Source organism: Leptospira soteropolitanensis (genome assembly GCF_026151655.1).
Lineage (GTDB): Bacteria > Spirochaetota > Leptospiria > Leptospirales > Leptospiraceae > Leptospira_A > Leptospira_A soteropolitanensis.
Genome location: NZ_JAMQPN010000012.1, coordinates 1 through 26,995 on the forward strand (window position 1 = coordinate 1; position 26,995 = coordinate 26,995).

A 26,995-nucleotide genomic window follows, 5' to 3' on the forward strand; every position below is an offset into this window, starting at 1 on the left:
GATAGCAGCGGAAATCCTTTCGCGGGAGCGAAAGATTGGAGCGTATAGCGCGGTCGGTTTCACTAAGGAGTTCTGTCACCTAACCAATTCGAGGCGCCCATCTCTTCTCTATTTGAAACCTCTCTCAATTATCTTTTATCTCCAAACATCTTTTCATCCAATCCCAAGTTTCTTTTGGTTTTTCGAAGGGAAAAAAATGTGTAAATCCTGGAAAGATCGTAACATCGGACTGGGGATTTACTTTTGCGAGAAGGTTGGCATACTTAGGGCTACAGACTTCGAATTTTTCTGGAATGGCGATATGGTTTTCTGTTTTGATACCATAAAAGTTTTTGAAAACGTGAAAGTGCGCATGGCCAAAGATCCTTGCTTCCACTCTTGGATCACAACAAAGTTTGACCTCTGCTTCATGGCCAGTACTTACAAAACATGAGTTGAGGTAATCTTCGAAGATAGAAGGTTCAAAGTTGGCAAAGGCCGGAAACTTCTTGAATGACCGCCTAACAAGATCTATGGATTTAAAATGAGTTCTTCTTTTTTTGGCACCTTTTGCCAAAGGGTTTTCTAAAAATTTAGAAAGAAGGATGAGTTTCCAACCTAAGATGACAGGATCCATTGCTAGAACTTTATCAAAACGATTTGGTTCTTTGGCAGCGGCAAGGAGTGAGGAAGCTCCACCAAGTGAGTGACCGATGATATTGGTTTTGGATATGGATTCATGGTCGAGGAGTGCGAGGATTTGGTCTCGAAACACATTCCAGTTATTAAATTTTAAACTAAACTCGGAACGGCCATGTCCCAAAAAATCAGGAGCGATGACTCGGTAGTGTTTGGATAATAATTCAAAATAATAATTGTAACAGCCGGCACTATAACCATTGGCATGACAGAAAACGAGAACGGGACCCGGAGTTTCCGAATCTAAGTAAGCACATTCCCAGTTTCTGAACCGAAAGGATTTTTGTTTCATTTTTCTATTTGACCCTTCCCGATTTAGATCGGATTTTGTCTCTATCTCATGCAATTCCAGGTTATCCTCTTCTTCTGTATAGCTGTATTCTTCAATGCATTGGCTAATATTTTAATCAAATCATCTTCCATGCAAGACCAAACCAAATCGTTGTCAGGTGGTCTTTGGGATACAATCTTTACGGTTCTTAATCCTTACTTTATTGGTGGGCTTGCTAGTTTCGGTTTGGCTTTACTTGGGTATCGTTATGTTTTAGGAAAAGGTTTGAAGTTATCACTGGCTTATCCTGTGTTTACTTCTAGTGGTTTTATCATTGTTCTCATTGCCTCTTCCCTCTTTTTTAAAGAACGGCTGAATTTAACGCAGTGGATAGGGATTGCCTTTATTTTGATTGGCGTTTGGCTCACCGCCTTGCAAATGTTTGATGTTAAATCATAAATCTTGAAACCAAACTCTGTTTCCTTAAAACTAAAAACTTTCCTTTTTCTATTTTGTTTTCTTTCTTTTTCTTTTTGTAAAAAAATAGGTTCAGATACTGGACCTGAATCCAATCTCCCTAACACAACAAAACGTCCAAATGTAATTTGGATTGTGATTGATTCGCTTCGCGGTGATATCATTGGTCGTTATGGGGTCACACCTAACTTGGAAATGTTTGCGGAAAATGCCGTAACTTTTAAGTATCATTTGGTCAATGCCGCTTGGACAAGACCATCCACACTTGTTTTTTTTACTGGGAAATATGCCTCAGCAAACCCTGTCAATTTTTGGGATTATCCTACCACAAAATCTGAGGTTGATGCTTTTTACAGGAGTGAAAAACGTCCTCTTCCCAAGTTATTAAAAGATAATTCCTTTGTTACATATATGGTGGGGAATAATCCTTTTTTGACTGATAAGTTTGGTTTAGGTGTTGATGTAGGCTTTGATCAGTTATATGATTTTTCGAATTATAGAGAAGACACAAAAAAAATTACTAAAAAAACATTTGAAGTGTTGGAAGAGATATCTTCTGATAAAAAACCTTTTTTTCTTTTTTTAAATTATAACGATCCTCATAAACCATACACTCCGCCTCAAGGATTCACAAACAGAATTCGAACAAATGAAATTTTAGATGAACGAAAAATGAATTATTTAGGTGAAGTTGCTTTTGTTGATGAGGAACTTGGAAAAGTATTCGAAGAACTAAAAAATAAAAATCTTTGGGATAACACTCTTATCCTCATTACAGCTGATCATGGTGAAGTGATGCACTCGGCTCACGCTATTTCTCCTTTTACAGGAACCAATACATATTACGGACATGGCCAAGATTTGTTTTTAGAAAATATCCATGTTCCGCTACTGATTAAATTGCCAGGTGCTAATTCGAAACAGACAATCCAAACCATGACAAGGTCGATAGATTTATTTCCAACGGTACTCGATTATTCTGGCCTTCCGATACCAAATAACATCCAAGGAAAGTCCCTTAAACCATTAATAGAAAATAAGGAGTCCACCAAGCGAACGTACTACGGAGAAACTAGGTTTACACAAGGTTATGGGGAAGGACATGAATTTCTTTTGCAAAGGTCTTACCGATTTCATGAACTAGGAAAATTTTGGTTAGGTTCTGTGGGGAGTGAGTTTTATTTATATTCAGATACAAAAAAAGATCCAAACCAAGAAAATCCATTAAGAATTGCGAATATAGCTGCAATTCAGGATATGAAATTACAACCAGATTTAGAAAAAAAAATCCTTCGGTTTTGGAAACAAATTCGTTCGATGGAACCCAAACTGCCGTTATATCATCTTTCCATCCAACCAGAATCAAAGGATACAGAAATTCAAATTCGTGTACCAAGTGGCACTATTCGTATGGCATCCTACCCAAACGATGTTCTTTTGGAAGAGAAAGGAAAGTTTGTGCAAATCCACACCAAACGAATAGAACCATTTGAAATTAGTTTTGAAGTGTATCCTGATGTGAGTTTTCCCGAATTTAACGTTTGGCTTTCTAAAAAACAAATTCCTAAATCGGAAATTTTTATAGGTTACTTTGGTGTGAGTATGGCATCTTGTCAGTCCAACTGTGATTTGTTATATGAATCGGGATCCAAAAAACCAGTCATTACTCCAAAAACAAAGGTATATTTTTGGAAAGAGGGTGGTCAAAAAAAATCTTATGCTTCTAAACAAGAATTAGGAACCGACGCTTTAGAAATTTTAAAGAAACAAGGATACGTACAATAGTTGGTATGATTCGAATCAATCGTTATCTTGATTTGTAACAGAAACATTTGGCAAAAATTCCCCGTTAAATCCAGTCCCTCCACCAGTGAGGGAGCCAAATAGAACAGAATAAGCCAGATTCCCATCCATAAGAAAGTCATCTACTCCTGTGAGTACAACGTTTTGGTATGTATTCCAATCACTTGTAGTAAATACTAAACTAGAAACAGAACTTGTTCCTTCGGCAACATTCGAACTGGAGACGGGTATGGTAACATTGGAAGTTGGTCTAACACGCAAACGAATTTGGAACCTGGATTGGCCCCCCGATTCCGTAGTGAATAGGTTAGGTGAAGTGACAAGTCCACCTGAACTATTGGCTGATGTTCCGCAGGAATTCATTGGATTGGGATCGGTGCAAGGTACAATATCGTAAATATAATTGATATGTGTAGCAGAAATGGAAAGAGGAGTGAGGGCACTATAAATCGCAGAAGGAGTAAAGCCGGTTCCTGTTTCTCCTGAGGTGACAACAGAACCAATAGTATAACTTACATCACCAATTGAGGCTGTATCGAGTCCTGTTACAGTGACCAGTTGGCCTGAACCAAAATTACTTGGGGTAAAGGTGAGAGGGGCCGTTGGAAAACTCACGAGTCCACCTGGCGTTGTGCTAAAGTTCACAGTGATATTCGTTGTGGGCTGAGAATCTAAATGGATGTAAAATGCAGAGGAAGCACCTGATTGTGAAGTGATGACTGCGGCAGGTGTAAATCCTGAGGTAGTGATACCTGCACTGTCATTATCATTTAAAGTAAGCATAGGATAATTCGATGATGGATACGGATTTACTCCATTGTAAAAACCATCACTAGAAGAAAGGACACCAACAACAATCGGACAAGATACATTTCCATCATCGACCGCATCATCATTAGGAGTCACAGTGATTGTGTTATGTGATCCGATGGTATTCCAATTGGCACTGGTGATAGTGAGGGAACTTGCTGAGAGAGTGAATTGAGGAACATTTGGTGTTAAGATCAATTGGCAAGGAAAGGTCGTTGTTACCGAGATGGGAACAGTCACGTCATCTGTGGGAGCTTGGCTAAGGAGCACATAGATAGGAAATGCGGCAGAGTTTTCTGCCCTTGTCATATTCGTGGGAGTGACAACAGTCACTGGATTTTCCGATGTGCTATAGTTGACAAGTGTAGCAGTGGTTCCAATACTTCCCACAAAACTCACATACCATGAAGGCATAGATCCTGTTTCCGTACCATTTACGGTCACCGAATAACTCACATTCCCATCACTCAAAATATCGGAAACCCCTTGGATTTCCACAGGAATTGATGTACTCCAGTTGGTTTCATCAAAGATGTATTGTTTAGAGCTAACAGGTGTTCCTCCATCATTGATCATTCCTTCTGTCGCATCAGAAGTTGCTACTGTTACAGTGACTTGGTTTCCAGGAATGGGGCGACTTCCAAGCCTTAGGCTATATATGGCAGATTGCCCAGCTTCTGTGGTAAAGTAAGGTTGTCCGGCATCAAGAGTAAATAAAATGCTTGGAGAAGGATTATCATCATCTGTAATATTAATGGTAATGTCAGGAGGATTCATTCCCTCGTAGTCTGTTCCCGATCCTCCGATGGCACCGAGCGTAAGTATATGGGTTCTAGTGTTTGTTTCATTAATGGAATCATTGACCACAACAACAGTCACTGTTTGTGTTGTTGAAAAGTTTGTATGAGTGAAGGTCAAACTGGCCGGAGAAAAAGTATACTGCACTGTGTCCGGTAAGTTAAATGTTTCCCCAGAGATGGGTATGGTGACGGAGCCTGTGGCACAGGCCGCTAAGTTTGCGGGAGTATCACAGGGAGCCGAATTCAAACGAACAGTAAACGTTCCATCACTTCCACCTTCGGTAAGGTTGAGTGTCGTGGATGAAATCGTAAAACCGGCTGTATCATTATCTAAGATAGTAATCACCAAATCACCGCTAGTTTCCGTATATCCCGGAAGACTGCCTGTCGGATAAAGTCCATTGAAATAAGAACCGCTAGCTTGTGGTATGTGAATGGTGACGGGAATGTTTCCGTCATCAAAGGAATCTGAAACAGAACGAATCGTAACCACTTGTACTACATCCCATCCACTATCGCTCGTGTTCCCGGAATAATTGGCAACTTGTCCGTTTGTCGGAGTAAAGGTAAGTGTACGGGAGGCGGCCACTCCAGAAGAACTATTGAGTAAAACTGCTTCTGTCCCGTCAGATGAAGTGATTGGTCCAATAGTTACATTGGCATTTGGTTTTAAGGAAAGTCTGATTTCAAAAGTGATGGTAGAACTTCCGTTTTCGACCATAGACGATGCCGATAAGTTTTGAATACGAACCAATGGTTCGTTACTATCGGTATTGATGGCAGTCACTGCAGGGATAGAAATGGAACTGTATTTTGGATCTGAAGATACAGAATTTCCAAAGGATATACTTACGTTTTTATCTCCATCGTCCACTCCATCTAACACAGAAGTGATGGTGACAGTTTGTGGTGTGTTCCAATTCCCTGAAGTAAAATTCAAAGAAGCCGGAGATACTGTTATTTCGGCTGTATTACTTGAAGTGATGCTAGGAATACTAACGGAGTTTGTTGGTTCTGAATTCAAAACTACGGTAAAGGTTTCTGTTGAAGGAGTTCCATTTTCATGAACGACGAGACCCCCTACAGGAGTGACCGTAAATCCCGCTGTGTCATCATCTGTTACCAAAATGGTAACAGATGATGGTGGCGATACTGAGTTATACACAGGATCGGCAGACCCACCTGTATCAACAGATCCAAATTGTAAGGTGACAGTCCTTGTGTCCTCATCAATGGCATTGTTATTTGTGGTAATGTTGACATATTGGTCTACATTCCAATTGGCATTTGTAAAAACTATGTTGGAAGTGCTACTATTAGTGATGGCATTGTTCTCCGAGATTCCTGTAAGCGTTACGGTAAAGCCAGGAGGTGGTTGGGATAACAAATGGATCGCAAAGGTAAGGTTTCCTCCGTTTTCTGAAATGGTTAAACTACCGGGTGAGGTAAGTACAAATCCAGGAACATCATCATCCGAATTGCTTACAGAAGGAAATACTGGACCCGCCAAACCGTTGTAATCTGTATCTGCAGAAGTAGCAGTACCAGTCACGATAGAAATGGTTTGGGGGCCATCGACAATAAAATCATTTACCCCTGTGACCGTTACGATTTTTGGAGTAAACCATTCACCGGGTGCAAAAGTTAGTGAAGATGGGGATGCAGTCCCTTCTGAACTAGGAGTAGCAACAATGGAAGGAATCGTAACAGAGTTTGTTGGTAAGGTATTCATTACGACAGCAAAACTCACTGCCCCACCAGCTTCTGTTGTTGTGAGTCCTGATAAATTAATCACAGTAAACCCGGCGACATCATTATCGACATTGGTTCCAGTTATGATTGGGATGGATTTTCCCATATAAGCTGGATCATTGGAAACAGTGGGATCTGCTGAAATTTGAAACGTACTTTCATCTACGCTAAAATCATCCACACCAGTAACAGTAATGGTTTGTGGCACATTCCAATTATTCGGTGTAAATACAAGTTCTGCCGCACTAACAGTTGCTTCCGTTGTATCATTGGAAACAAAATTCCTGATGATAACATCTTGCATGGGTCTAGTTTGTAAGACATAAGCAATCGTTCCTGATTCTCCAGTTTCGGATGTAATGAGTCCTAAAGTGGGACTTGCTGCCACTCCAGAAGTTTCATCATCCGTATTTACCACGAGTAAAACGGGAAGGCCCTGAGCCGAAAACCGTATGTCGGAAGTTAAAGTTGTTCCTAGTTGGACTCTATAGTTTTGATTTCCATCTGCAATTAGATCATCCACCCCCGCCAAACGAACGCTTTGTGGAACATCCCAATTTTCATCAGTAAATTCGAGATACGTTGCAGATAATAATACACCTTCTGTGGAATCAGAGACTGCAATCGGGCCAATTCTCACTGAACTGCTTGGCTCAATGTTCAAACGAATTGTGAATTCTGCTTGTCTTCCATTTTCACTCGTGAATAAAAAATTCGGAGCTTCGTAAATGACAGAACCTTGCCCTGTGGTGGAAAGAAAAAAGGAACCAAATAACATCTGCAAATTCAGCGGTGTTATGGATTGGCAAGAAATAGTGAAGGTAGAGAATACGAGAAAAATAACAGAAATGCAGACTCTGAACATGATTCCTTTTTATTCTCTTATGGAACCTATTAGGGTTCTCCCTGTATATATTACGAGAAAAATAGCTTAAATTAATAAAAAATTTCCAGGAATTGCAATAAAACCCAAATGAGCCAAAACCAAAATCAAACATCCAAAGGACCACTTGCTGGTGTAAAAGTAGTCGATCTTTCTTTGCTCCTTCCAGGGCCTTTATGTTCGCAACATTTAGCGGATATGGGAGCCGAAGTGATTAAAATTGAAAATCCGAGAGCCTATGACGGTTCTCGAGCGATGTACAAAGGCAAAACAGGATATCCTGCCTTATACATGATGTTGAATCGAAATAAAAAAGCGATCACACTGAACTTAAAACGAGACCAAGCCAAAGAAATTCTTTTTAAACTTTTGGAAGACGCTGACATATTACTCGAAGGTTTTCGTCCCGATGGAATGGATAAAATGGGAATCGGTTATGATGTCCTCAAAGAAAAATTTCCGCGGTTGATTTACTGTGGAATTTCTGGCTACGGAATCTCAGGAAAATACGTGGACTTTGCCGGACATGATTTGAATTATTTAGCGGTCTCAGGAGTCCTTGACCAAACAGGAAATCCTCCAAGACCTGCGGGTTTCCAATTAGCAGATGTAGGAGGAGGAACACTCACTGCATTATCTGCGATCCTTGCAGCTCTCTATTATAGAGAAAAAACTGGGAAAGGCCAAAGGATCGATATCTCTATGACAGATGCTTCTCTCCAATTTCTTTCGTTATACGGTGGAATTTTATCTGCATCGGGATCATCCCCAGAAGCGGGAAACGATATTTTATCTGGCAAATTACCAAACTATAATGTGTATGAAACCAAAGAAGGAAGATATGTGGCTCTTGGTGCCTTAGAAGATATGTTCTTCCAAACTTTTTTACGAGCAGCCGGGATGGAAAATTTAACCAAAGACCATCCAATGAATGAAGAAAATATACCTCTCATTAAGCAAAAGTTAGCCGATTATTTTAAATCGAAAACTTATTCAGACTTACAACCTATTTTTGATAATACGGATGCTTGCCTTTCGCCGATTCTCAATATGAAAGAAGTATCTGAGGATCCACACATGAAAGATCGTGGTATGGTCATCGAAAGAAACCATCCCCAATATGGACCTATTTTACAATTTGGGTCCCCCTTCCATTTTTCAGAGACCCCTTTTGTTTACAGAAATGACCCACCAGAACATGGGGAACATACGGAAGAGATTTTAGGTGGATTAGGGTTTCCCAAGGAAAAAATTGCGGAGTTTAAAAAAGACCGGGTGATTTAAGGCTCCCTTGCTTTTTTTTCTTAATTTCTTTATTTTGTCCTAGGGGGGAGGTAAACTCTCCTCTAAACTACAATATGAAGTTATTACAAGTATCTGACCTCCACCTTTCTCAAAATTCCCCTGAAGAAAAGAGTTATTCCCTTTCCGTTTTGCGTGAGATTTTACAAACGGCAGAGTCAACGAAATGTGATCGTATTCTTTTTTGTGGAGATCTTTTTAATACGTTCCCCGATTTAGAAGGATTAAGATCAGATTTCTTAAAAGAAGTTTCTATTTATTCAGGAATCATTTATTTTCTTCCAGGAAATCATGAGATTTTGGAGAAAAAAAAGAATAGCAATCGTTATGCGGATTATGATTGGTCATCTAAAGTAAAAGTTTTGGACGAAACTCCATACTTTTTATTTGAAGATAGTGGAATCGAATTTTTATCGATTCCTCACCAGGAAAACTATTCACAATTGTTACTTTCTCCTCCTCCCCAAAAACAGACAAAACTTCGGATCGGTTTGGCTCATGGAACCGTTTCAGGAATGAGTTTTACTGGTCTTAGTGAGGAAGAAGAAGAGGGTGGATCCTATTTAGATCCTAATTTAATTCAAAGTTTAGATTTGGATTATCTTGCGATTGGCCATCTTCACAGGGCGAGAATGGGAACTGTTGGAAAATGTGACATTGGTTATGCGGGATCATCTCGAGTTTGGCGAAAAGGTGAATCGGGGAAAAGAGGAGGAATCATTCTTCATATAGATGGTGAAAAGATTACCAAGGAATCAGTTTTTTGGAAATCAGCTGGTGAGTATAAAGAAATTATTGTGTTATTGAATACAGAAGGAAAACCAGAAGAGGCTATCGAAACATATTTAGCCGAAACTAATCCGAACGATTGGATCGTGTTTAAATTTACGGGGTATGTTGATTCTATGTCGGAAAAACAAAAATTTCAAGAAACAGTTCTTCGCGATTGGAAATCAAAGTTTCGAATTTTAGAATTTGATTCCGATGAATCCCAAATCACTGTCATCAAGCACCTTTCTGAAAATGAATTTGTGAAGCAGTTCTTAGATAAGATGAACGAACGAAAAGAACAAATGGATCCTATCCTTTGGAAACAGACGAGGATCACTGGCATTCGTTTGATTTTAGAAGGAAAAAAAAGCCGATGAAACTAAAAATTGAAAACTTCGGAATCTTTTCCAAAAAAGAATTTCCTATCGAAAAAGTGACTGTATTTACTGGGCCAAACGAATCAGGTAAAACAACGATCCTGGATGCTTTTGTATCGGCTCTCGTTAAAGTTGTAGGAAGCACAAAGTATGGAGCTATTCTGAATGCGAGATATAATTCAGACAGAAATTCTGATTTAGGAATTCCTAAACTTACCCTTTCTCAAAATTTATATTTGAACTCTCTTGTGATTAGGGAAGGGAATATGGATGTTGGTTCAGAAAAAGAACTAATCAGCACCATTGAACAAACCATATTCGATAGTGGATACAATCCATCGCAACTGAAGGAACAAGTAGAACAACTTTCTGCAAAAACAGGAACCAGGAAATCAGCCAAAGAATGGAATTTAGCTTTGTCTGAACTAAATGTCGCTAAACAAAAGTTTGACGCTTCTGAATTTGCTTTAAACAAGATTTCTTCACAATTTGTTGATTTACCTAATTTAGAAATAGAACGTCAAAAATTAAAACTCGACTTAGCGAATTCTAACTCTGAACAAAACAAACTGCAAACGAAACTTCTTGAATTGAAAGAAGCAGAACAACATAATGAAACCGATCGCATTTTTGGCCAACTATTACAATGGGAAACCTTGAAATCTTCGTCCCAACAAGAAGAGAAAATCCTAAACTCAGGTTTGGATCAGAAATCCAAACAGTTAGATGGCGAAATCAAATCTTTCGAACAAAAACAAAATTTATCGAAAGAGAGACTTGCTGATCTAGAATCCAAATTAGAATCATTATTAATCCAAAAAAAGCAGATCGAACAAAAATCTAAAAAGTTAGAATCCTTTTTTGATTTTTTTGAAACTTGGAAACAATCGATTCGAAAGTTTCAGGAAGAATCTCCTGCGATTCAAAAAACAACTTGGAATCCATTGTACAGAAGTTTGGCGGCTGGCTTTGGGGTATTTGGTATTTTTTCTACAATCTTGATCCTATTTTCTGAATTTAGCAGTTGGACATATATTTTTCCGGTAGCTTTGATTTTATCTGCCGTTGGGTTTTTGTTTTTTGCAAAAGTTACCAAGTCGGAGCGGGATGAATCCAAGTGGAACGAAATGGTTCGTCGTATTGCAACGGAAATGGAAACAAAAACTCTTGGAGAGTGGAAACCGGATTCCTTAAGTATGGAGTCATTATCTCTGAGTTTTCAAAGATACGAAAGGGAATACACAAAACAGAAATTAGAATCGGAAAACATGTTTACTGCAATAACAAATCTCGAAGAAGAAATTTCTCGATTGCGGGCAGAAGATAAAAAACTCAGTGAAACCATTTTGAACAAAGAAAAGGAGTTAGCAGGTGTTTGGAGAGAGGTTGGTGTCCAATCTTTATCCGAACTTTCGGAATTATTTGTTCAAATCCGATTGAAAGGTGAAAAATTACGAACTTTGGAAGATTCGCTGAAACTCGAATCAAAAAAATGGGGCACTGCCGATTTCGGCGAATGGAAACTAAAATTAAAGGACAAACTAAATGATTGGGAGAAAAAGGGAATTTCCAAATCCTTTTCTTCTGAAGATCGATTCACCAAACAAAAGTTAGAAAATGAAACTCAAGCACTAACTGATCATATTCGTAATTTAGAACGAACCTTAATGGAGTTAGAAAAAAAATTAGAAACTGGGAAGGCAGTTTTGGAATCTCAAATGGTTCCTGCACAAAAAGAATGGGAACAATCAAAACGCGATTTAGAAACTAAAGAAAAAAAGAAAAACGATTTAGAAGTCAATTTTCAAGCTTTAGAAGTTTTATCTGAAATTTTTTCCGAAATGCAGGCCGAAAGTACGGACAAAATGTCCTCTCTAGTAAAATCTTTACAGGTGAGAATGGATGCTCTAAAAGGATCTCTTCCGGCTAAACAAATTCAATGGAATGGATTTTCAGACGAGATACAAATAAGCTCTGGCTCGGCAAAAGAGAGTTTGGCATTTGGAAATCTTTCTACGGGAACTAAAGAACAAATTTCTTATGTATTGCGTTTAGAATATGCATTTAGAATAGGAAAACAATTTAATTTACCTTACCTTTTATTAGATGAGCCTTTTCGGCACATGGATGTTAGTCGGAGGGATGCGGCCCTAACATATACACTACAATGTATATCGAGTGCAGAAGAAGATTGGAAGGTAGTATTTTTTAGCTTTGATGAGGAATTGGTTTCAAAGATCAACGTTTTGGCAAAGGAATATAATCTCCCTTGCCAAATCCATGAATTGACTAAACAAGTTTCTTAGCTTCGGCAAGAACCGTATCGTAATTCGGTTCACTTCCGATTTCTGGAACAAGTTCCGTATAACGAATGATATCGTCTTTATCTACTACAAAGACAGCTCTTGCGGAAAGACCAGCAAGTGGACCACCAGCAATGTGAGTTCCGTAATTTTTGGAAAAAGAAAAATCTTTGAACTGAGAGCCTGTGATCAAGTTTTTGGAATCGATTCCTTCTGTGGAACAAAAACGTTTCATTGCAAAAGGTAAGTCACCAGAAATGATGAGAGTTGTGATTCCATCTTCTTTGGCTGCTCTTTCGTTAAACTTTTTTGTTTCAAGGGCACAAACTGCTGTATCCAAACTGGGCACGGCCACAAGGATTTTTACCTTCCCTGCTAGGTCTTTTAATGTAAGGTCACCTAGATCTTGTTTGGCGACTCTGAAATCAGGAGCTTTATCTCCTGGTTTGGGAAGGTTTCCTTCGAGGGGAACGGGGTTTCCTTTGAGTGTTACTTGTGCCATTGTCATCTCCTTTTTAGATTAATTCTAATCTTTTAGAAAGTCGATTCTTCGGGAAGGATTTTTTCCATCCAAATCAAAGATTCTGTTAGTTCTCCTTTCATTATAGTTTCACTTAAATGGCTAACTCGTTCGAGTAACCACGAAGGGGAAAGGTCGGTGATTTCTCGAAATGCATCCAATTCTTCTTTATTTAAAGATCCATCGAAGGATGAACATAATGCAAATATGGCGATGGGCCATTTTTGTTCTTCGACAGATAACTTTTGAAAAGACTCCACAAACAGAGACCAATCATCTAAATCTTTTAAAGTATCTCTTTGGGGTAATAAGCCAATTAGTCCGAATAACAAATATTCAAAGTTTGGATGGAATGTTTTTGTAAAAATAATGGAAAGTGCTACCGCACGTACACTTGATTCTAAAAATATTTCCTTCCTTTTTTTGGATTTGATTTTTAGCATTATGGCATCAGACATCTTTCTTGTAATGATTCTTTTGCGTAACTCATATAAAATCCAATAGGTGGTTAAACCATCCCAAATTCCTGTTACCGGTCCCGAAATATATTCGATTAAAAATCGAAGACCTGTTCTTCCTAATAAAACCTTTAATATAAGTTTGGCAAAGATATTGGAAAGGAAAACTTTGCTTTTGTATAAAACCGTCCTAAAGAATAACGCTCGTTCATTGAGATGTTTGTAAGGATCAATTCCATACAATCGAATTCTTGGATCTGGAATTTCTAAAACCAACCTTGCCATCATTCCAGGAATGGGTGTGATGAGTTCTGGTTCTTCTGAAAGTTCAATGTCTGCATACTGTGCCATTCGATAGGAAAGGTAAAAACCTAAACGAAATAGGAGATAAAATTCAATGATAGTAACTAAAGCCAAAAGAAAGACAAACTGGCTTAGATCTAACAACGAAAGAGTTTCCAATGGCCAAAATGCTAGCGGAGGAAGGTAAGCCAAAAGAAAAACGAAGGTTACTGATGGCAGAAATCCAATCCAAAAGGAAAGAAATCCTCCCCAAATAAGGAGTTTTTTGGATTGGAAGGCAAAACTTTGGCCGGAATCCTCGGGTTTTTTCGCATTCGACTGGATGGAAATGAGAACCTTTCGTCCCCATTGTTCTAAAAAACCCGGTTTGTAACGTTCTGTACTCATTTTTTTTGCAACCAGAATCTTGGTTTGGGACTCCCACTCCATGAAACAGGAATTCTCTATGACGACACAAGCTGAAATCAAAACGAAAGCCCCCATTGATTGGGTGACAACGATCTTTTTACTAACCTATCCTCTCATTGGAATATTTGGAACTCTCTATTTGTATCTTTATGATTCGATTCATTTGGCTACATGGGGATTGTTTATCTTTTATTTTTTCGCAACAGGAATGGGTATTACTGTAGGTTATCATAGACTTTTTTCTCACAAAGCCTATGATGCAAAAACTCCCGTCAAACTTTGGTTACTTCTTTTTGGAGCTGCGGCATTTCAATCCACAGCATTAGAATGGAGCGAAGATCATCGTATCCACCATCGTTTTGTAGATACAGACAAAGACCCATATTCCATTAAAAAAGGGTTCTGGTTTGCTCACATAGGTTGGTTGTTTCGCAAAAGAAAATACGCCCAAAATGGTGTTCAAGATTTGGTGAACGATCCACTTGTTCTTTGGCAACATAAACATTTTTATTCTATTTCTATCTTTATGTGTTTTATCCTTCCAGGACTTATCTCTATGTTATGGGGTAGCTTTTTGGAAGGAATGTTTGTCGCGGGTTTTTTAAGACTATTTGTAGTTCACCAGTTCACATTTTTTATCAATAGTGCCTGCCATGTTTGGGGAGAACGTACTTTCTCTAAAGAACAAACAGCAAGAGATAATTGGATTATCGCATTTTTCACATTTGGTGAAGGATTTCATAACTTCCACCATGAATTTCAATCAGATTATAGAAATGGAATTCGTTGGTTTGATTATGATCCATCTAAATGGATGATCAAAGGATTGTCTTATTTGGGGTTAACTTATAACTTAAAGAAAGTATCCGAAGATAAAATCTTACAAAAAACTATGTTTTTAAAAGAAAAGGAAACTCTTCATAAATTTACAAATGTAAGTGAAGACAAACTTCGCAATTGGGAAGAACAATTGGAAAAACTTAGAGAAAAAACACTGTTAGAATACCAAAACTGGAAACAAGCAAAACAAACGGCAAGTGAAAGTGAAGCAGGTGTATTCAGGAAAAACTTTGAACAAACCAAAGAAAATTGGGAAAAATTACTAAATCAACCCGGGGAACCACTTTTTTCTTAACCACGTATTTCCCGAAAGATTTCTTTCGGGATGCTAGGAACATCTCCAGGGCCAACTAACGGTAGATATACCATAAATAGAGTTCGTCCTGGTGCTGATTCCACTTCAATCCTGCCTTTGTGTTTTTCGATAATGCCTTTGACAATTCCAAGGCCAAGCCCAGTTCCTTCGCCTTGGTCTTTGGTTGTAAAAAACGGATCCCAAATTTTATCTTTAATTTCCGTTGGAATGCCTGAACCATTGTCTTCAAAACTAATCATTACGTAATCTTCTCCAATCCTTCTGGAGGAGATTGTAAGTTTAGGATGTTCTACCGTTTTCATAGCATGGATGGCATTGGTGATGAGGTTTGTCCAAACTTGATTCAGTTCATCAATATTACACCGAACGGGAGGAATGGTTCCATAAGCCCTTTCAATTTCCACTCCATGTTTGATTTGGTTTTGCATTATGACGAGAGTGTTTTCTAAACCTTCGTGAAGATCAGATTCTGCATAAGATGCTTGTCCTAGGTGAGAGTAATACTTAAGCGCTTTGACAATCCGAACAATATTGCGAATCGCATATTTGATGTTTTTTATATTTCTTTGAAGACTCAAAGTATTTTTTAACATCTCAAAAGTTTCTTTTCCGCCAGCTTTCCAAATACGAATGAGTTCTTCTTGCATATGCAAAAGATGGTGGTCGATGATAAAGGTTGCCAGATCAGTTGCATCATTTTCCGGAATTCCGTCTTGTATAAAACGAAACTTGGTTTCTTTCTTTAGTTTGAATTTATCTTTAGGGTCGATTTTTGCCGCAGGATCTTCTTTCACAAAACTGAATAAAATGTCTAGGTAAATAGAACGAAAATCAGGATTCTGAATGAGTTGTGAAATGTCCCCTAAATGCGATAATACATAAACCAAATTGGCATCTAAATTGTCTGCTGCACCATTGATGACGGCAGCAGGTGTATTGATTTCATGTGCGATTCCTGCCACCATTACACCCAAAGAAGCCATTTTTTCCGACTGCACTAAGTGAGCTTGCGTTTCTTCTAATTCTTTAGTTCGTTCTCTTACTTTTGCTTCCAAGGTTTCAGTTAAATTTAACAACTGTTGGTAAATCATGGAGTTAGATAATGACATGAGTGAAACAGAAAGGATTTCTAAAATGATTTCGATTTCTTCGAGATCATAAATTTTTCCCTCTTTATGTTTTCCCAGTAAAATAAAACCGACAAGACTTGATTTGATAGATAGTGTTGCAACTAACTCCGATTTGGTTTGTTTGAAAAAGTCTAATGCTTGTTTGGCAATTTTTTCATGATTGGGAGATTTAGGTTGGAGGAAATTTTCTTTGATGTGAATTCCTTCCCGTTCCGAAAGCCAAAGTAAAAAAGGATTGAATACAGGGATGGAAGGTAAATCTGAAATTTTCTGTTCTTTTGATTCCAGAAACGGTCTAGGACGGAATTGTCCTTCCTTTTCATCCCAGGTATAAACTTGGACAAAATCGGCAGGGATTTTGAAAGCAAGGAACTGGCTAATGGTTTGGCTGATTTGGTCTGGATCGTTGAACGAAATGAGTTCTTCTTTGAATTTTTCTAAAGCAAATAGATTTTGTACAAGTTCATCTCTTTTTTTGGGTTTTTCTGACTGTAATGATTCTGGTTTTCTCCGCAAAAAGAACAAAAGAGAAAGAGTGAATAACCCTAAAAAATAGGCAAACCATGATAAGTTCTTTGTGGAGTCGACCGTGCCTAAGGTATAAGCAAAAACCAACCAACCAAAAGAAGAAAGGATTATAATTCCCAACGGAAAGAAAACTTGTGTTTGCATGTCATCTATTTAGAATGTAAGAACTAGATTATTTTGGTGCAGATTCTACTTGGGTAAAGAACTATTTACAATCGCTCGTATCTTCGGTGCTTATTACGAAATTTATTCGGAACAAACCACCTATGCCCGTGCAGTCCTAAAAGGCAAACTTCGATTAAAGGACTCAGGGGAACGCCATCCCTTTGTTGTGGGAGATCTGGTTCTTGCCGAAAAATCGTCAGGAGAAGAGTGGGTCATCTCGGAACGGATGGAAAGGAAAAATTTCCTAACCAGAAAAAGTGATCGCGGCGATAGTCACGTGTTATGTGCTAATCTAGACCAAGTAGCGATCCTTGCATCTTGCAAAGACCCTGAAACAAAACCCGGATTCATCGACAGGTTACTTGCTGCATCTTATCAGACAGATATTCCACCGCTTATTATTTTTACTAAAAAGGATTTGGTTTCTCCAGAAGAAATCGAAGACCGGGAAATTTATTATCGTCAGTTAGGTTATGAAGTGATGAGTGTTTCTCTCATGACGGAAGAATCCATCCAACCATTATGGGAAAGGATTTGTGGGAAACGAACCTTCCTTTGCGGGAATTCGGGAGTTGGGAAATCAACTTTAATGAACCATCTTCATAAAAAGACCATACAACGTACAAATCTTGTCAGTGGTTCCACCAAAAAAGGGAAACACACAACTACCAATTCCTTTGCCTTATTTTTGGAAGAAAATACGGTTCTTATCGATTCTCCTGGAGTCAAAGAATGGGGAATTTTACACCTGACACCTGTTGAACTTTGGGAAAGTTTTCCCGAATTACGAAAGATTAAAGAAACTTGTCAGGAAATTTATTGCTGTGAACTGGGTTCTGAATGTCCAATGCGAAAACACCTGAATGAATCATTAGATGAAACCAGGAAAAAAAGCCTAGAATCCATGATTGAGAGCTTGGAGAACCCCCACAGGGTAACAAGAAGGGATCATTGGTCCAAAGCTGTCACAAAAAGGTATTAGGGAAAAGAGTTGCCAAGCCCTCAGTTGTTATCTATTCTTAGAGTGTTATTTCCGGAGGAAGGAATATGAAACGTACAATGATCAATCAGTTGTCGGTATTGGGATTTGTGGCAGTTTTTGCCATACTTTTCACTGCTTGCCAAAAAGATTCTAAGGAATCTGTAACGAATGTTACAGAGAAGTCTGGACAAGAGAGTAATGTCGTTGTTGCTTTTGTAAAAGGTGATGTGGTTGTCATTCGTGAAAGTGGACAAGTAAAACCAAACTTAGGTGATGTTTTAACTTCCAAAGATACCATCGTAACTGGCCAAAATGGTTCTGTTGAAATCCTTGTGGGTGAAGACGGAGTTCTCAAGTTAAACAAAAACACTTCTCTTAGTGTAAGCCAAGCGTTTGCCGCAAACGACGGATCTCGTGAAACAGAAGTCAACATGCAATATGGAAAACTTGTGACAGTACTACGCAAAGAAAGAAAAACAGAATCTTTCAGTGTAGTGACTCCTACTTCCATTGCGGGTGTTCGCGGAACGATCTTTCTTACCAATGTGGAAAATCCATCTGCTAAAGGTGGAAACGTAGCTTGTGGTTCTGGAAACTGCGTGGTGAAGTATACCGTTCTTGATGGTGCCGTTGCCATTCGCAAATCCAATTCAGAAAATGAAATCGTAGTCGACAAACAGAAAACAGCTGAAGTTGGAAATGAAACTAAACTTTCTGATAAAATGATCAAACCAATGGACAAACAATCTTTGTCTGAGATGAAAGAAATGTTGGCTTTTGAAAATACTAAGATGTTACAGTTTGAGTCTCTTGCAAATGAACTAAAGAATAACAACGAAGAACTTCAGAAATTGAATATTGGATCTTCGGCGGAAGAGTTGGAAAAAGCAGCAAGAACGCGTGAGATAACAAAATCGAAATCTGATGAAGTAATTAAAACAGCTAAAGCAATCGAAGATTCAAAATACATCAAAAAAGATGTTCAAAAAGATTCCCTAAAATTAGCTCCTAAAGAGAGTTTTGATAAGACGAAATGAGATATGTTTATTTACCGGTCCTTTGTTTTTTAGTCGGTTATTGTTCTTCGGTCTCAAAGATCGAAACACTAAATCGAAGTTTTACAAAACCTAAGTTCATCACCCCTCTTCCGGGTGAGTCGGAACCCCTTCCTTCGGGTAGAGATTACAAAGAACGACTGGTAAATAAATCCAATCCTCATTTTTCCCTCCTCTGGAAACAAGTTCCAGAGGGGTTTTCTAAATCAGATCTATTATTACTAGAAGAGAAAATTCTTTTTCCACATAACAAGCTTGGGTCGTATAAAAAAACTCCCAAAGATCCAGATCCTAAATTCTTTGAGTCCTCCGATTTAGATTTATTATTAGAATTAACTCTTAAAAAAAATGCAGGAAGAGTTTCCGTTGAAATTCAGTATAAAGACCCAGTTCTTTCGCAAAACTTTGGAAAGGCGATTTTTGTCTATCAAGAGGAAAATGAACCGGTCGTAAAATCGTTAAAATCATTTGATGTGTTTCATGGCAAAAGGCAACTCCAACCTTTAACGGGAAGTGTTCCTTCCTATTTTGCGGAAGTTTCTAGTCCTTCCGAAGATGACCTTCGCACATATTTTACTTCTTCTTTACGAGGAAATGTTTCTGTATTTTCCACTTCCCCAGGAACCACCATTTATTTGGATGGAGTCGAAGTTGGTAAAGCACCCTTACTTTCTTATCCACTCATCAACGGTAAACATACTCTCTCCTTTGCAAAACCTGGTAAAGATCCAATAAAACGAAATATATTAATTCGTGCAGGAAAAACCACAAGGGTGTTCCAGGAATGGAATGATGATATTTCCCAAGGAACCATTGTTATTTCCAGTTTTCCTCCTGGTCTCGATATTGTTGTCGATGGTCAGAAAAAAGGGAAAACACAATATGCGGAATCTGGTGTACCTTACGGAAGTTATCCGATCCAATTTATCCGCACACAAAATGAATCCCATTTTGAATACGCTAAGGCGGGAATCAAAATTAGACCTAAACAAATTACCGCAATCGCTTTGCCAATTTCTTTAGAAGACGGAGTGGGTTGGGAGTCAGAAGAGTTTTGGAACCTAACCTCAGCCTCTCCAAATTTTTCTGCTACTTTCCCAGGTAAACTTACCTTTGCAAAAAACAAAGACCTTCCTGCCGGTTGGTATGGAGTGTATTCGGAAGATTTAATCCCTGATTATCTGGAAGCCGAACTCGTTTTAGATCTGGTAAAGGATTTGAATGGTGCGATTGGTTTGTCTTTTACCGATCATAATCAAAATGCGATTTTAGTTTATGTAGACAAAACAGATTTTCATATCATTAAGTTTTCTTCTGAAGAGAAGGAAGCTCCGGTTCGTTCTTCTTACCGTTGGGACAAAGAGGATGAACTCAAAGGACGAACGGTAAAACTTTCGACAGATATCGAAAAGAAAATGGTTCGATTGTCTTTAGGAAACAAAACTGTAGAGGAACTCCCCTGGAATTTTGAAACTTTTTGGAATATAGGAGTGTTAACCCCACATAACGCTCCCATTACGGGCACACCCCTTCGTGGTGTAAAAATACGATATCCTGATATGGTTAAGTTCGAGGAAAGGCTCCAAAAATGAGACAACTAAGCTTTTTAATCTTTATCTTTGTTCTGTTTGTTGGTTGCCAGTCTAGAGATTTTAAACCAGTTACTGTCAACGATCCAGTAGTGGAAAAATCCGATGTTTCGGATCGTCAAAAAATTGAAGAGGCTCGGGCTTTTGTTGCAGAAGGGAGTAACGAATTTCAAAAAGGAAATATGGAATCTGCCTTAGAGAAAGCAAAGGCCTCGATTCAAACGTTTGAACTCATAGATGGTTATTCTTTACTTGGTTCTTCTTACTACCAGTTAGGTGACTATGAAAATGCAAAACTAGCTTTTGAAAAAGGCAAAAACATAGATCCTAAAAATGAAAAACTCCTCATTGGTCTTGGAACAGTCCAATCCACTTTGGGAGAAAATGAAGAAGCTCTTTCTACTTACCAAACCTTAAGCCAACTCAAACCAGAAGAGACTATTTATACATACAAAACAGGGATCCTTCTCAAAAACTTAGGTCGCTACCAAGAGAGCCTTGTGGTTCTCAAATCCTTGGAAACAAAACCAGAGTTTCCATATCCTGTTGAACTTTTGAACCAATTAGGTGATATCTGTTTGGAACTAAAAAGATATGAGGAAGCAGAAGCTTACTTTGCAAAGGCGGAAAAACTTAATCCTGAATTAAAAACTGCCAAAGATGCAAAACTTTCTACAAAGATTGCCTCTCTCATCCAACGTGGAAATGACTTTTTAGCTAAGAAAAATTATACTGAGGCCACTTCTGAATTTAAAAAAGCCACGGACCTGCAACCACAAAATGGTTCGTTGTGGTCTTTTTTAGGAAATGCACAGTTGTTAAACGGTAAATTAAAAGACAGTGAGGATAGTTTTAAAAAATCTATATCATTTTCAGATACTAATCCAAATGCATACGTTGGATTATGTAATGTTTACATCCAAAACCATAACTATTCTGATTGTTTAAAAACGTCAAAACAAGCTGGCATCAAAATTCCTAAAAACGCAGAAATTCGCAACAAACAAGGAATATGCGAGTGGAAATGGGGAGAAACCAAAAAAGCCACTCTTAGTTTCCAAGATGCAGCATCTTGGGATCCTAATTTTTTTGAGCCTAAACTAAACTTAGCTTATGTTTTAATTGATTCTGGTCGTTTTGAGGAAGCGCTCGAAGTATTAAAAAAAGCAGAATCTCACCCTAAGGCAAAAAAAGAAGAGATCCGCAAAGCCAAAGTATTAGCTGAATCACAAAAGTTTATCGCTAGCGGTGATTCCTTCCTTCGACAAGGAAAAAGAAAACAAGCCTTTGATGAATATGGGAAAGCGATGGGTGTGAACCCTGAAAATCCAGCGGTGCAGAATGCATTTGGTCGTGCCTATTTTGCTTTTGGAGAATATAAAAAATCGGAAAGTTCTTATTTAGAAGCCTACCGAATGGATTCGACAAACCCGGGTGCCTTACAAGGACTTGCCCGTGTTTATGCAAAGACAGGGGAATCGAAAAAAGAAAAAGAATATATTAAAAAATTAGAAATCCTATCTGCAACAGATCCATTTAGTGCCATCACTTTAGGTCGGATCGCAGAGGATGCTAGTAAATGGGATGAAGCAGAGTCCATCTATATGGGACTTAAGAAAAAATTCCCAAACAATGATGCTGTCGATTACCGCTTAGGAAGTTTGTATTACAAACGTGCCGTTGAAGAAAACTCAAAAGAAAACTACACTCGTGCCAATGAGTTCATTCAAAAATCGAAAAAATATACGAAAGACATTCCTGAGTTACTGGAAACAGAAAAAACAGTAGCAGAGAACTCTCGTTTTGCGGAGATTTTGCCTTATGTAAAAGAAGGAAATTCCTTCTTCAATCGTAAAAAATATCTGGAGGCAGTCACTCCTTACCAAAAGGCGTATGACAGAGTTCCTAAGGCATCCCTTCTTGTAAAAATTGCAGAATGTTATATTGAAAAAGGTGAGGAAGAAAAAGGTCTTTCCATTTTGGAGAATGCCGTTCGAACAAATAAAGAAAATGCAATTTCCTTCAAAGAGGGGATTTACTCTTTTTACTATAAAAAAGGTGAACTAAAAAAAGTTGAAGATGGCTTTTATGATATTCTGAAAGAAAAACCAGATTCGTATTACGCCTATTATATGTTGGGTCTCGTCACAATGAAACGCAAAAACTACGAAGCGGCCATCGGTGATTTTGATCGATCTATTTTAGTAAACCCTAATTTTGCACCAAGTAATGTCGCTAAAGGTTTGGCATTTTATAAATTAAACCAAATGGATAACGCCAAAAGGGAATTTGAAAAAGCAAGAGAGAAAGATTCTGAGTTTGGTCTTTCTTCTTACAATTTAGCCATTGCTTATTTCAATGAAGACTTAACTAAGGAAGCAAAATCCATTCTCGAATCAATTCGTAAGTCGGATCCAGATTTTATGGACGGTGAGATTCAATTAGCATATATTTATTACAAGGAAAACAAATTAGAAGAAGCAGAAAAAATCATTGAACGTGTTCTCAAAGAGGATCCTTCTGCTGAGGCTTTATTTGCACAGTTTAGAATTTTAGATGCTAAACAAAAACAATCTCCATCTGATAAAGTGAAAACAAAACGGAATCAAGTAAAAGAGAAAATTTTACGTGAATATGGCGAAACCAAATATGCAAGGTTACTTCCTTCCGATGCATTGGATGACGAACCACTTCATGTAACAGATCTCAATCTTTCCGGAACTCCAGTTTCTACTCCTATTATTTATCCAAATCGGATCATTGTGAATTATGGATCAGCCATTGTTGGTTATGATCGTATCACAAAAGAACTGGTTTGGAAACAATACACATCCACTCCTTTTCAATTGTTAGTTGCAGGTAAAGAGCTCGTTGGAATTTCTAATGATACAGCCACTAAAATTTATCCTGAGTCTGGAAAGATGACTTTTAAAAAACAGGTATTAGCTGGTTGGAAAGTCAAACAAGGTACTGCTGATGCGAATGGTTTTTTTCTTCTTTTAGAAAAAGAAAAGGGTGCCGACCGAAAAATTGTAAAAACAAATCCAAATTTAGAAATTGAAGAAGAATGGAATGGGAATGATTTTTTAAGTTTTTCTTTTACAGCCGAAGGAAAACTTTTTGTCCTACGTGATTTGAAGAAAGAATTTCAGATGCAAGTATTTGCAATTGGTGCTGGTTCGGAAAAAGACAAAAAAATATCAAACCCTGTGGCTAAAAAAGATACAAAAGAATCAGCACAAATCATCGGATGTTTGGAAGATTCCTGTTTGGTTCAATTTGGAAGTCATGTTTATGAGGGAACGGAAAAAGCAAAACTTTATTCCCTCGGAAACACAGAATCCATTCGTTCTGTTGTCAAAAACCAAGAGTCATTACTGATTAATACTGAAAATACCACCTATCTTTGGAAAGGTGGTTCTAAGTGGAAAGATTCCTATGCCATTCAGGGAGATTTTTATTATCCATTAGATGGCATTGTTGTGGAAGGTCGGTCAAAAGAATTACTTCTGATTAAGGGAAGTGAAAAAACTCCGGTTCCGTGGAAAGGAGACCGGGATGGTCTTCGCATCAGTACAGTAACAGTAGATTAACAACATTCAAATTAAACTAATACGTAATGAAAATTGAATTAGGTACTAAGTAAGAGGTTTTGGTTCTTACTTAGATCGTGATGGAGATAATCGCAAGGACAGACTTTCTTCTTATCTTTTTTTATTTTGCTTTGGTTCGATTCATATAATAGATTCGTTTCCCTTCGTTTCTTTTTTCCGCTTCAAAAAAGGAAACAGGGAATCCTGGTCTTTCAAATTCGTATTCTTTTTTATCCCAAACAAATTTAGGAAATTTTCTAAATAAAGAAATCGTTCGTCTTGCGTAGGGACCGTAATCTGTTGCAAATAGCAACTTACCACCTGGTTTTAATAGATCATAAATTTGTTCGAGCATAGGCTCTTGCATGAGTCTATTTTTACGGTGTTTTTTCTTGGGCCAAGGATCCGGGAAGTTGATGATGATCTCGTCAAAAATTTCTTTTTCAAGTAATTCATCAAAAAACCATTGGAAGTTTACGGTCATATAGCGAATATTCGTAAGGCCGAGCGTTTGCCGTTGTTTTTCGGTATGAATGATTCGATTAACCTTTTTTTCCATCAACAGATAGCCTGTTTGGTGGTCATTCTTTGCCAATTCAATGGCGACTTCACCCCAACCAGATCCAAGTTCTAAAACAAAGTTTTGGATCTGGTCTGGGAAAGATTTTTTTAGGTCGATTTTTTTTCCCCGCTCTTTAGGTTGCAGGAGGTAGTCTGATTGATAGGAAGTTTTGGTAGTAAACTTCCAAAGTTTTTCTTGGATTTCTGGGCTAACTAACAAATGCATTCCTTCCGATGATGTATTGTCAGGATTTTTAAAAGGAAATAGATGAAAATAACTCTTTTTGGTGTTCGCGGTTCTCTCCCCACACCGATTTCTAAAACGGAACAACGCGAGAAAACTCTAAAGATCCTCCAAATGGCCAAAGATGAGTGGAGGAAGGATCCCGCTTCTTTCTCTGAAGAGGAGTTTTTAAATCATTTACCGATTCCTCTTTCCCAAGATTTGGGAGGGAATACCACCTGTGTATTCATTGAAGGGGATGGTGGAGAAAAAGTCATTTTAGATATGGGGACGGGGCTTCGGGTTCTTGGCAACCAAATGGCAGCGCAAGCTTTCAGTGGAGAAGAAATGGACATCCACATTTTGGTTTCTCATACACATTGGGACCATATCCAAGGTTGGCCTTTTTTTAAACCAGGTTATTCACCAACTTGCAATATTCATTTTTATTCATGTATCGAGAATTTAGAAGAAAGATTAATCCGCCAACAACATCCAGAAAACTTTCCTGTAACATTGCAACAAATGGCCTCTAAAAAACACTTTCATCTTTGGAAAGAGTTTGAGTCATATATGTTAGGTGGTCTGAAAATCATTCCTTTTGGACTTCGTCACCCAGGATCTTGTACAGGATACAGAATTCGTGAAGGTAATAAAATTTTCTTATTTTGTACAGATGTGGAATATCGCGAAGAAGATCGAGAACATCTTCTTAAAATGAAACCTCAGATTGCTGGTGCCGATCTCATTATCATCGATGCTCAGTACAGTACAGCAGAGGCAGAAAAAAAATTGGGATGGGGTCACACTGCAGTCAGTAAAGCCGTGGAGTTTGCTGAAATGATGGAAATTCGATCGGTGGTCCTCACCCACCATGAACCGGATCACACGGATCATGAAGTGGCAAGAATCATTTTAGATGAAGCAAGGTTAGCCAAACCCGGCGGTATGCAAGTGCATATTGCCCATGAGGGACAGAAGTTTATTCTTTAAAATATCGATTAGTTTCCAACGAACGTTTGTATAGATTTCGATAGCAGTCTAATTAGAATTTTGAAATTTACTCATTAATCAAATAATTGGAATGGTATCCTTTTGCTTCTCCTGACCAAATGGGACAATCTAATTTTAGGTCGGCAAACCAGTGGATTTGGTATGGTTTCGCAAAAAACAACTGAATAAAAAATCTTAAAAACGATGATATATTTTCCAAGGCACTCATCGTTGCTATTGGTTTGGTTCGTTTAACTAGAAGTGAACATTTACCTTCGTTAAAATATAAAACTTCTGTTTTTGGGATCGTATAACCAGATGTAGGTTCTTTTTCCCAATCTAAAACCTCTGCCCGTTCTATTGTCCCTTCTAAAACCAGATGACCTGAATTGTCTAGGACGGCCACACGGCGAAAAAAACCTCCTGGAAAATCGGCATTCCCTATGAACCCACCGGTAAAAATTCGATACCCATCCTTCGTGATCGATCTTACGAGCTCCCATTTTTTAGAGTATTGGTAAACCGGCTCGTTGGAGAGGATATGTTCTAAACCTCCTACTCCTTTGATTTCTTCAGTGGTTTCTTTGTAACGAATTGTACCAGTTACTTGTGAATAGGAAAAAGGTATATCGGCCTGTACAAATTTACCTTCTTCTTTCAATGGGAACCTTCCTTTGGAGATGGGAACAGAACCACGTCTTGGTTTGTAATCCAATTTGATTTCCCAGTCCCCGTAGTTCATATAGAAGGAATATATTCCGTTTTTGTATTCCATCCAGTTTTCTCCGCTTCTTTGGTAGAACTGGCCTTTCTTAAATTCATATTCATCTGAATCAAATTCCCGAGTGGAATAAAAAACAGGTTGGTCTTTTGGTTTTAATAGTAGCGATATACCATTGTTATGTGATCCTGGTCCAAAATTGCTGACAAGAAACGTTGCAAAGAGATTGTATTTTTCGTTCCGGAAGGTAAAGTTCCACGCTTGCAGGTATCCTTCATCGGAGAAGTGTTGAGTTTTGAAATCTTGGGGGATTAGGCTCACCGTTGTTAGGAGTAAAATAAAAAGGGTAAACCAAGTCAGTCGAAAGAATTGCCGAAACACCG

At 38.2% G+C, this 26,995-nt stretch carries 18 protein-coding genes; 11 read left to right on the top strand and 7 right to left on the bottom strand.

From position 1 onward, the window contains the following. Positions 1 to 124: 124 nt before the first annotated feature. Positions 125 to 1,024 carry an alpha/beta fold hydrolase gene (locus ND811_RS17855; protein WP_265353406.1) on the bottom strand — a complete coding sequence of 300 codons (900 nt, stop codon included), beginning with the start codon at positions 1,022 to 1,024 and terminating at the stop codon, positions 125 to 127. Between ND811_RS17855 and ND811_RS17860 the strand changes: the two genes are divergently transcribed. Next, positions 1,019 to 1,408, top strand: a complete 390-nt coding sequence (locus ND811_RS17860) for a DMT family transporter (protein ID WP_135573690.1) — start codon at positions 1,019 to 1,021, stop codon at positions 1,406 to 1,408. The two genes, ND811_RS17855 and ND811_RS17860, sit on opposite strands and share 6 nt — an antisense overlap. A 3-nt stretch (positions 1,409 to 1,411) precedes the next feature. Continuing rightward, positions 1,412 to 3,211, top strand: coding sequence for a sulfatase (locus tag ND811_RS17865; RefSeq protein ID WP_265353405.1), 1,800 nt, complete (start codon positions 1,412 to 1,414; stop codon positions 3,209 to 3,211). Positions 3,212 to 3,226: 15 nt separating this feature from the next. On the opposite strand, the gene ND811_RS17870 is transcribed toward ND811_RS17865, so the two are convergent. Next, on the bottom strand, positions 3,227 to 7,456 hold the full coding sequence (locus ND811_RS17870) for a beta strand repeat-containing protein (RefSeq protein ID WP_265353404.1): 4,230 nt from the start codon (positions 7,454 to 7,456) through the stop codon (positions 3,227 to 3,229). A gap of 108 nt (positions 7,457 to 7,564) precedes the next feature. Between ND811_RS17870 and ND811_RS17875 the strand changes: the two genes are divergently transcribed. From ND811_RS17875 to ND811_RS17885, 3 genes are all read left to right on the top strand, one after another. Further along, positions 7,565 to 8,758 carry a CaiB/BaiF CoA transferase family protein gene (locus ND811_RS17875; protein WP_265353403.1) on the top strand — a complete coding sequence of 398 codons (1,194 nt, stop codon included), beginning with the start codon at positions 7,565 to 7,567 and terminating at the stop codon, positions 8,756 to 8,758. Between the two features lie 74 nt (positions 8,759 to 8,832). Then, entirely contained in the window at positions 8,833 to 9,924 is a 1,092-nt protein-coding gene (locus ND811_RS17880) for a metallophosphoesterase family protein (protein WP_265353402.1), read from the top strand. Further along, positions 9,921 to 12,230, top strand: a complete 2,310-nt coding sequence (locus ND811_RS17885; protein WP_265353401.1) for an ATP-binding protein — start codon at positions 9,921 to 9,923, stop codon at positions 12,228 to 12,230. Before ND811_RS17880 ends, ND811_RS17885 begins: the two co-directional genes overlap by 4 nt. On the opposite strand, the gene tpx is transcribed toward ND811_RS17885, so the two are convergent. Next, the gene (tpx, locus tag ND811_RS17890) at positions 12,214 to 12,729 is read right to left on the bottom strand and encodes a thiol peroxidase (protein WP_135694601.1); all 516 of its coding nucleotides are present in this window, start codon (positions 12,727 to 12,729) and stop codon (positions 12,214 to 12,216) included. The two genes, ND811_RS17885 and tpx, sit on opposite strands and share 17 nt — an antisense overlap. A 32-nt stretch (positions 12,730 to 12,761) precedes the next feature. Beyond that, entirely contained in the window at positions 12,762 to 13,895 is a 1,134-nt protein-coding gene (locus tag ND811_RS17895) for an LBF_2804 family protein (RefSeq protein WP_265353412.1), read from the bottom strand. Between the two features lie 58 nt (positions 13,896 to 13,953). On the opposite strand from ND811_RS17895, the gene ND811_RS17900 reads away from it, so the two are divergent. After that, positions 13,954 to 15,051 carry an acyl-CoA desaturase gene (locus ND811_RS17900; RefSeq protein WP_265353400.1) on the top strand — a complete coding sequence of 366 codons (1,098 nt, stop codon included), beginning with the start codon at positions 13,954 to 13,956 and terminating at the stop codon, positions 15,049 to 15,051. Here ND811_RS17900 and ND811_RS19585 read toward each other — a convergent pair. Then, a complete protein-coding gene (locus ND811_RS19585; RefSeq protein ID WP_322113493.1) occupies positions 15,048 to 16,874 on the bottom strand; it encodes a sensor histidine kinase in 1,827 nt (608 codons plus the stop codon). The two genes, ND811_RS17900 and ND811_RS19585, sit on opposite strands and share 4 nt — an antisense overlap. A 49-nt stretch (positions 16,875 to 16,923) precedes the next feature. Here ND811_RS19585 and rsgA point away from each other — a divergent pair, with 49 nt between their 5' ends. The 4 genes from rsgA to ND811_RS17925 all read left to right on the top strand — a co-directional run bounded on the left by rsgA (position 16,924) and on the right by ND811_RS17925 (position 24,114). Beyond that, on the top strand, positions 16,924 to 17,877 hold the full coding sequence (rsgA, locus tag ND811_RS17910) for a ribosome small subunit-dependent GTPase A (protein ID WP_265353399.1): 954 nt from the start codon (positions 16,924 to 16,926) through the stop codon (positions 17,875 to 17,877). A 65-nt stretch (positions 17,878 to 17,942) separates the two neighbouring features. Next, positions 17,943 to 18,914 carry a FecR family protein gene (locus ND811_RS17915; protein ID WP_265353398.1) on the top strand — a complete coding sequence of 324 codons (972 nt, stop codon included), beginning with the start codon at positions 17,943 to 17,945 and terminating at the stop codon, positions 18,912 to 18,914. Beyond that, positions 18,911 to 20,524 carry an LIC10124 family lipoprotein gene (locus ND811_RS17920; RefSeq protein ID WP_265353397.1) on the top strand — a complete coding sequence of 538 codons (1,614 nt, stop codon included), beginning with the start codon at positions 18,911 to 18,913 and terminating at the stop codon, positions 20,522 to 20,524. Before ND811_RS17915 ends, ND811_RS17920 begins: the two co-directional genes overlap by 4 nt. Further along, positions 20,521 to 24,114, top strand: a complete 3,594-nt coding sequence (locus ND811_RS17925) for a tetratricopeptide repeat protein (protein WP_265353396.1) — start codon at positions 20,521 to 20,523, stop codon at positions 24,112 to 24,114. Before ND811_RS17920 ends, ND811_RS17925 begins: the two co-directional genes overlap by 4 nt. A gap of 121 nt (positions 24,115 to 24,235) precedes the next feature. Here ND811_RS17925 and trmB read toward each other — a convergent pair whose 3' ends face one another. Then, on the bottom strand, positions 24,236 to 24,895 hold the full coding sequence (gene trmB / locus ND811_RS17930) for a tRNA (guanine(46)-N(7))-methyltransferase TrmB (protein ID WP_265353395.1): 660 nt from the start codon (positions 24,893 to 24,895) through the stop codon (positions 24,236 to 24,238). Between the two features lie 48 nt (positions 24,896 to 24,943). Between trmB and ND811_RS17935 the strand changes: the two genes are divergently transcribed. After that, on the top strand, positions 24,944 to 25,891 hold the full coding sequence (locus ND811_RS17935) for an MBL fold metallo-hydrolase (protein WP_265353394.1): 948 nt from the start codon (positions 24,944 to 24,946) through the stop codon (positions 25,889 to 25,891). A 67-nt stretch (positions 25,892 to 25,958) separates the two neighbouring features. Here the strand turns inward: ND811_RS17935 and ND811_RS17940 are convergent, their stop codons facing one another. Then, entirely contained in the window at positions 25,959 to 26,993 is a 1,035-nt protein-coding gene (locus ND811_RS17940) for a hypothetical protein (RefSeq protein WP_265353393.1), read from the bottom strand. Between the last annotated feature and the right edge of the window lie 2 nt (positions 26,994 to 26,995).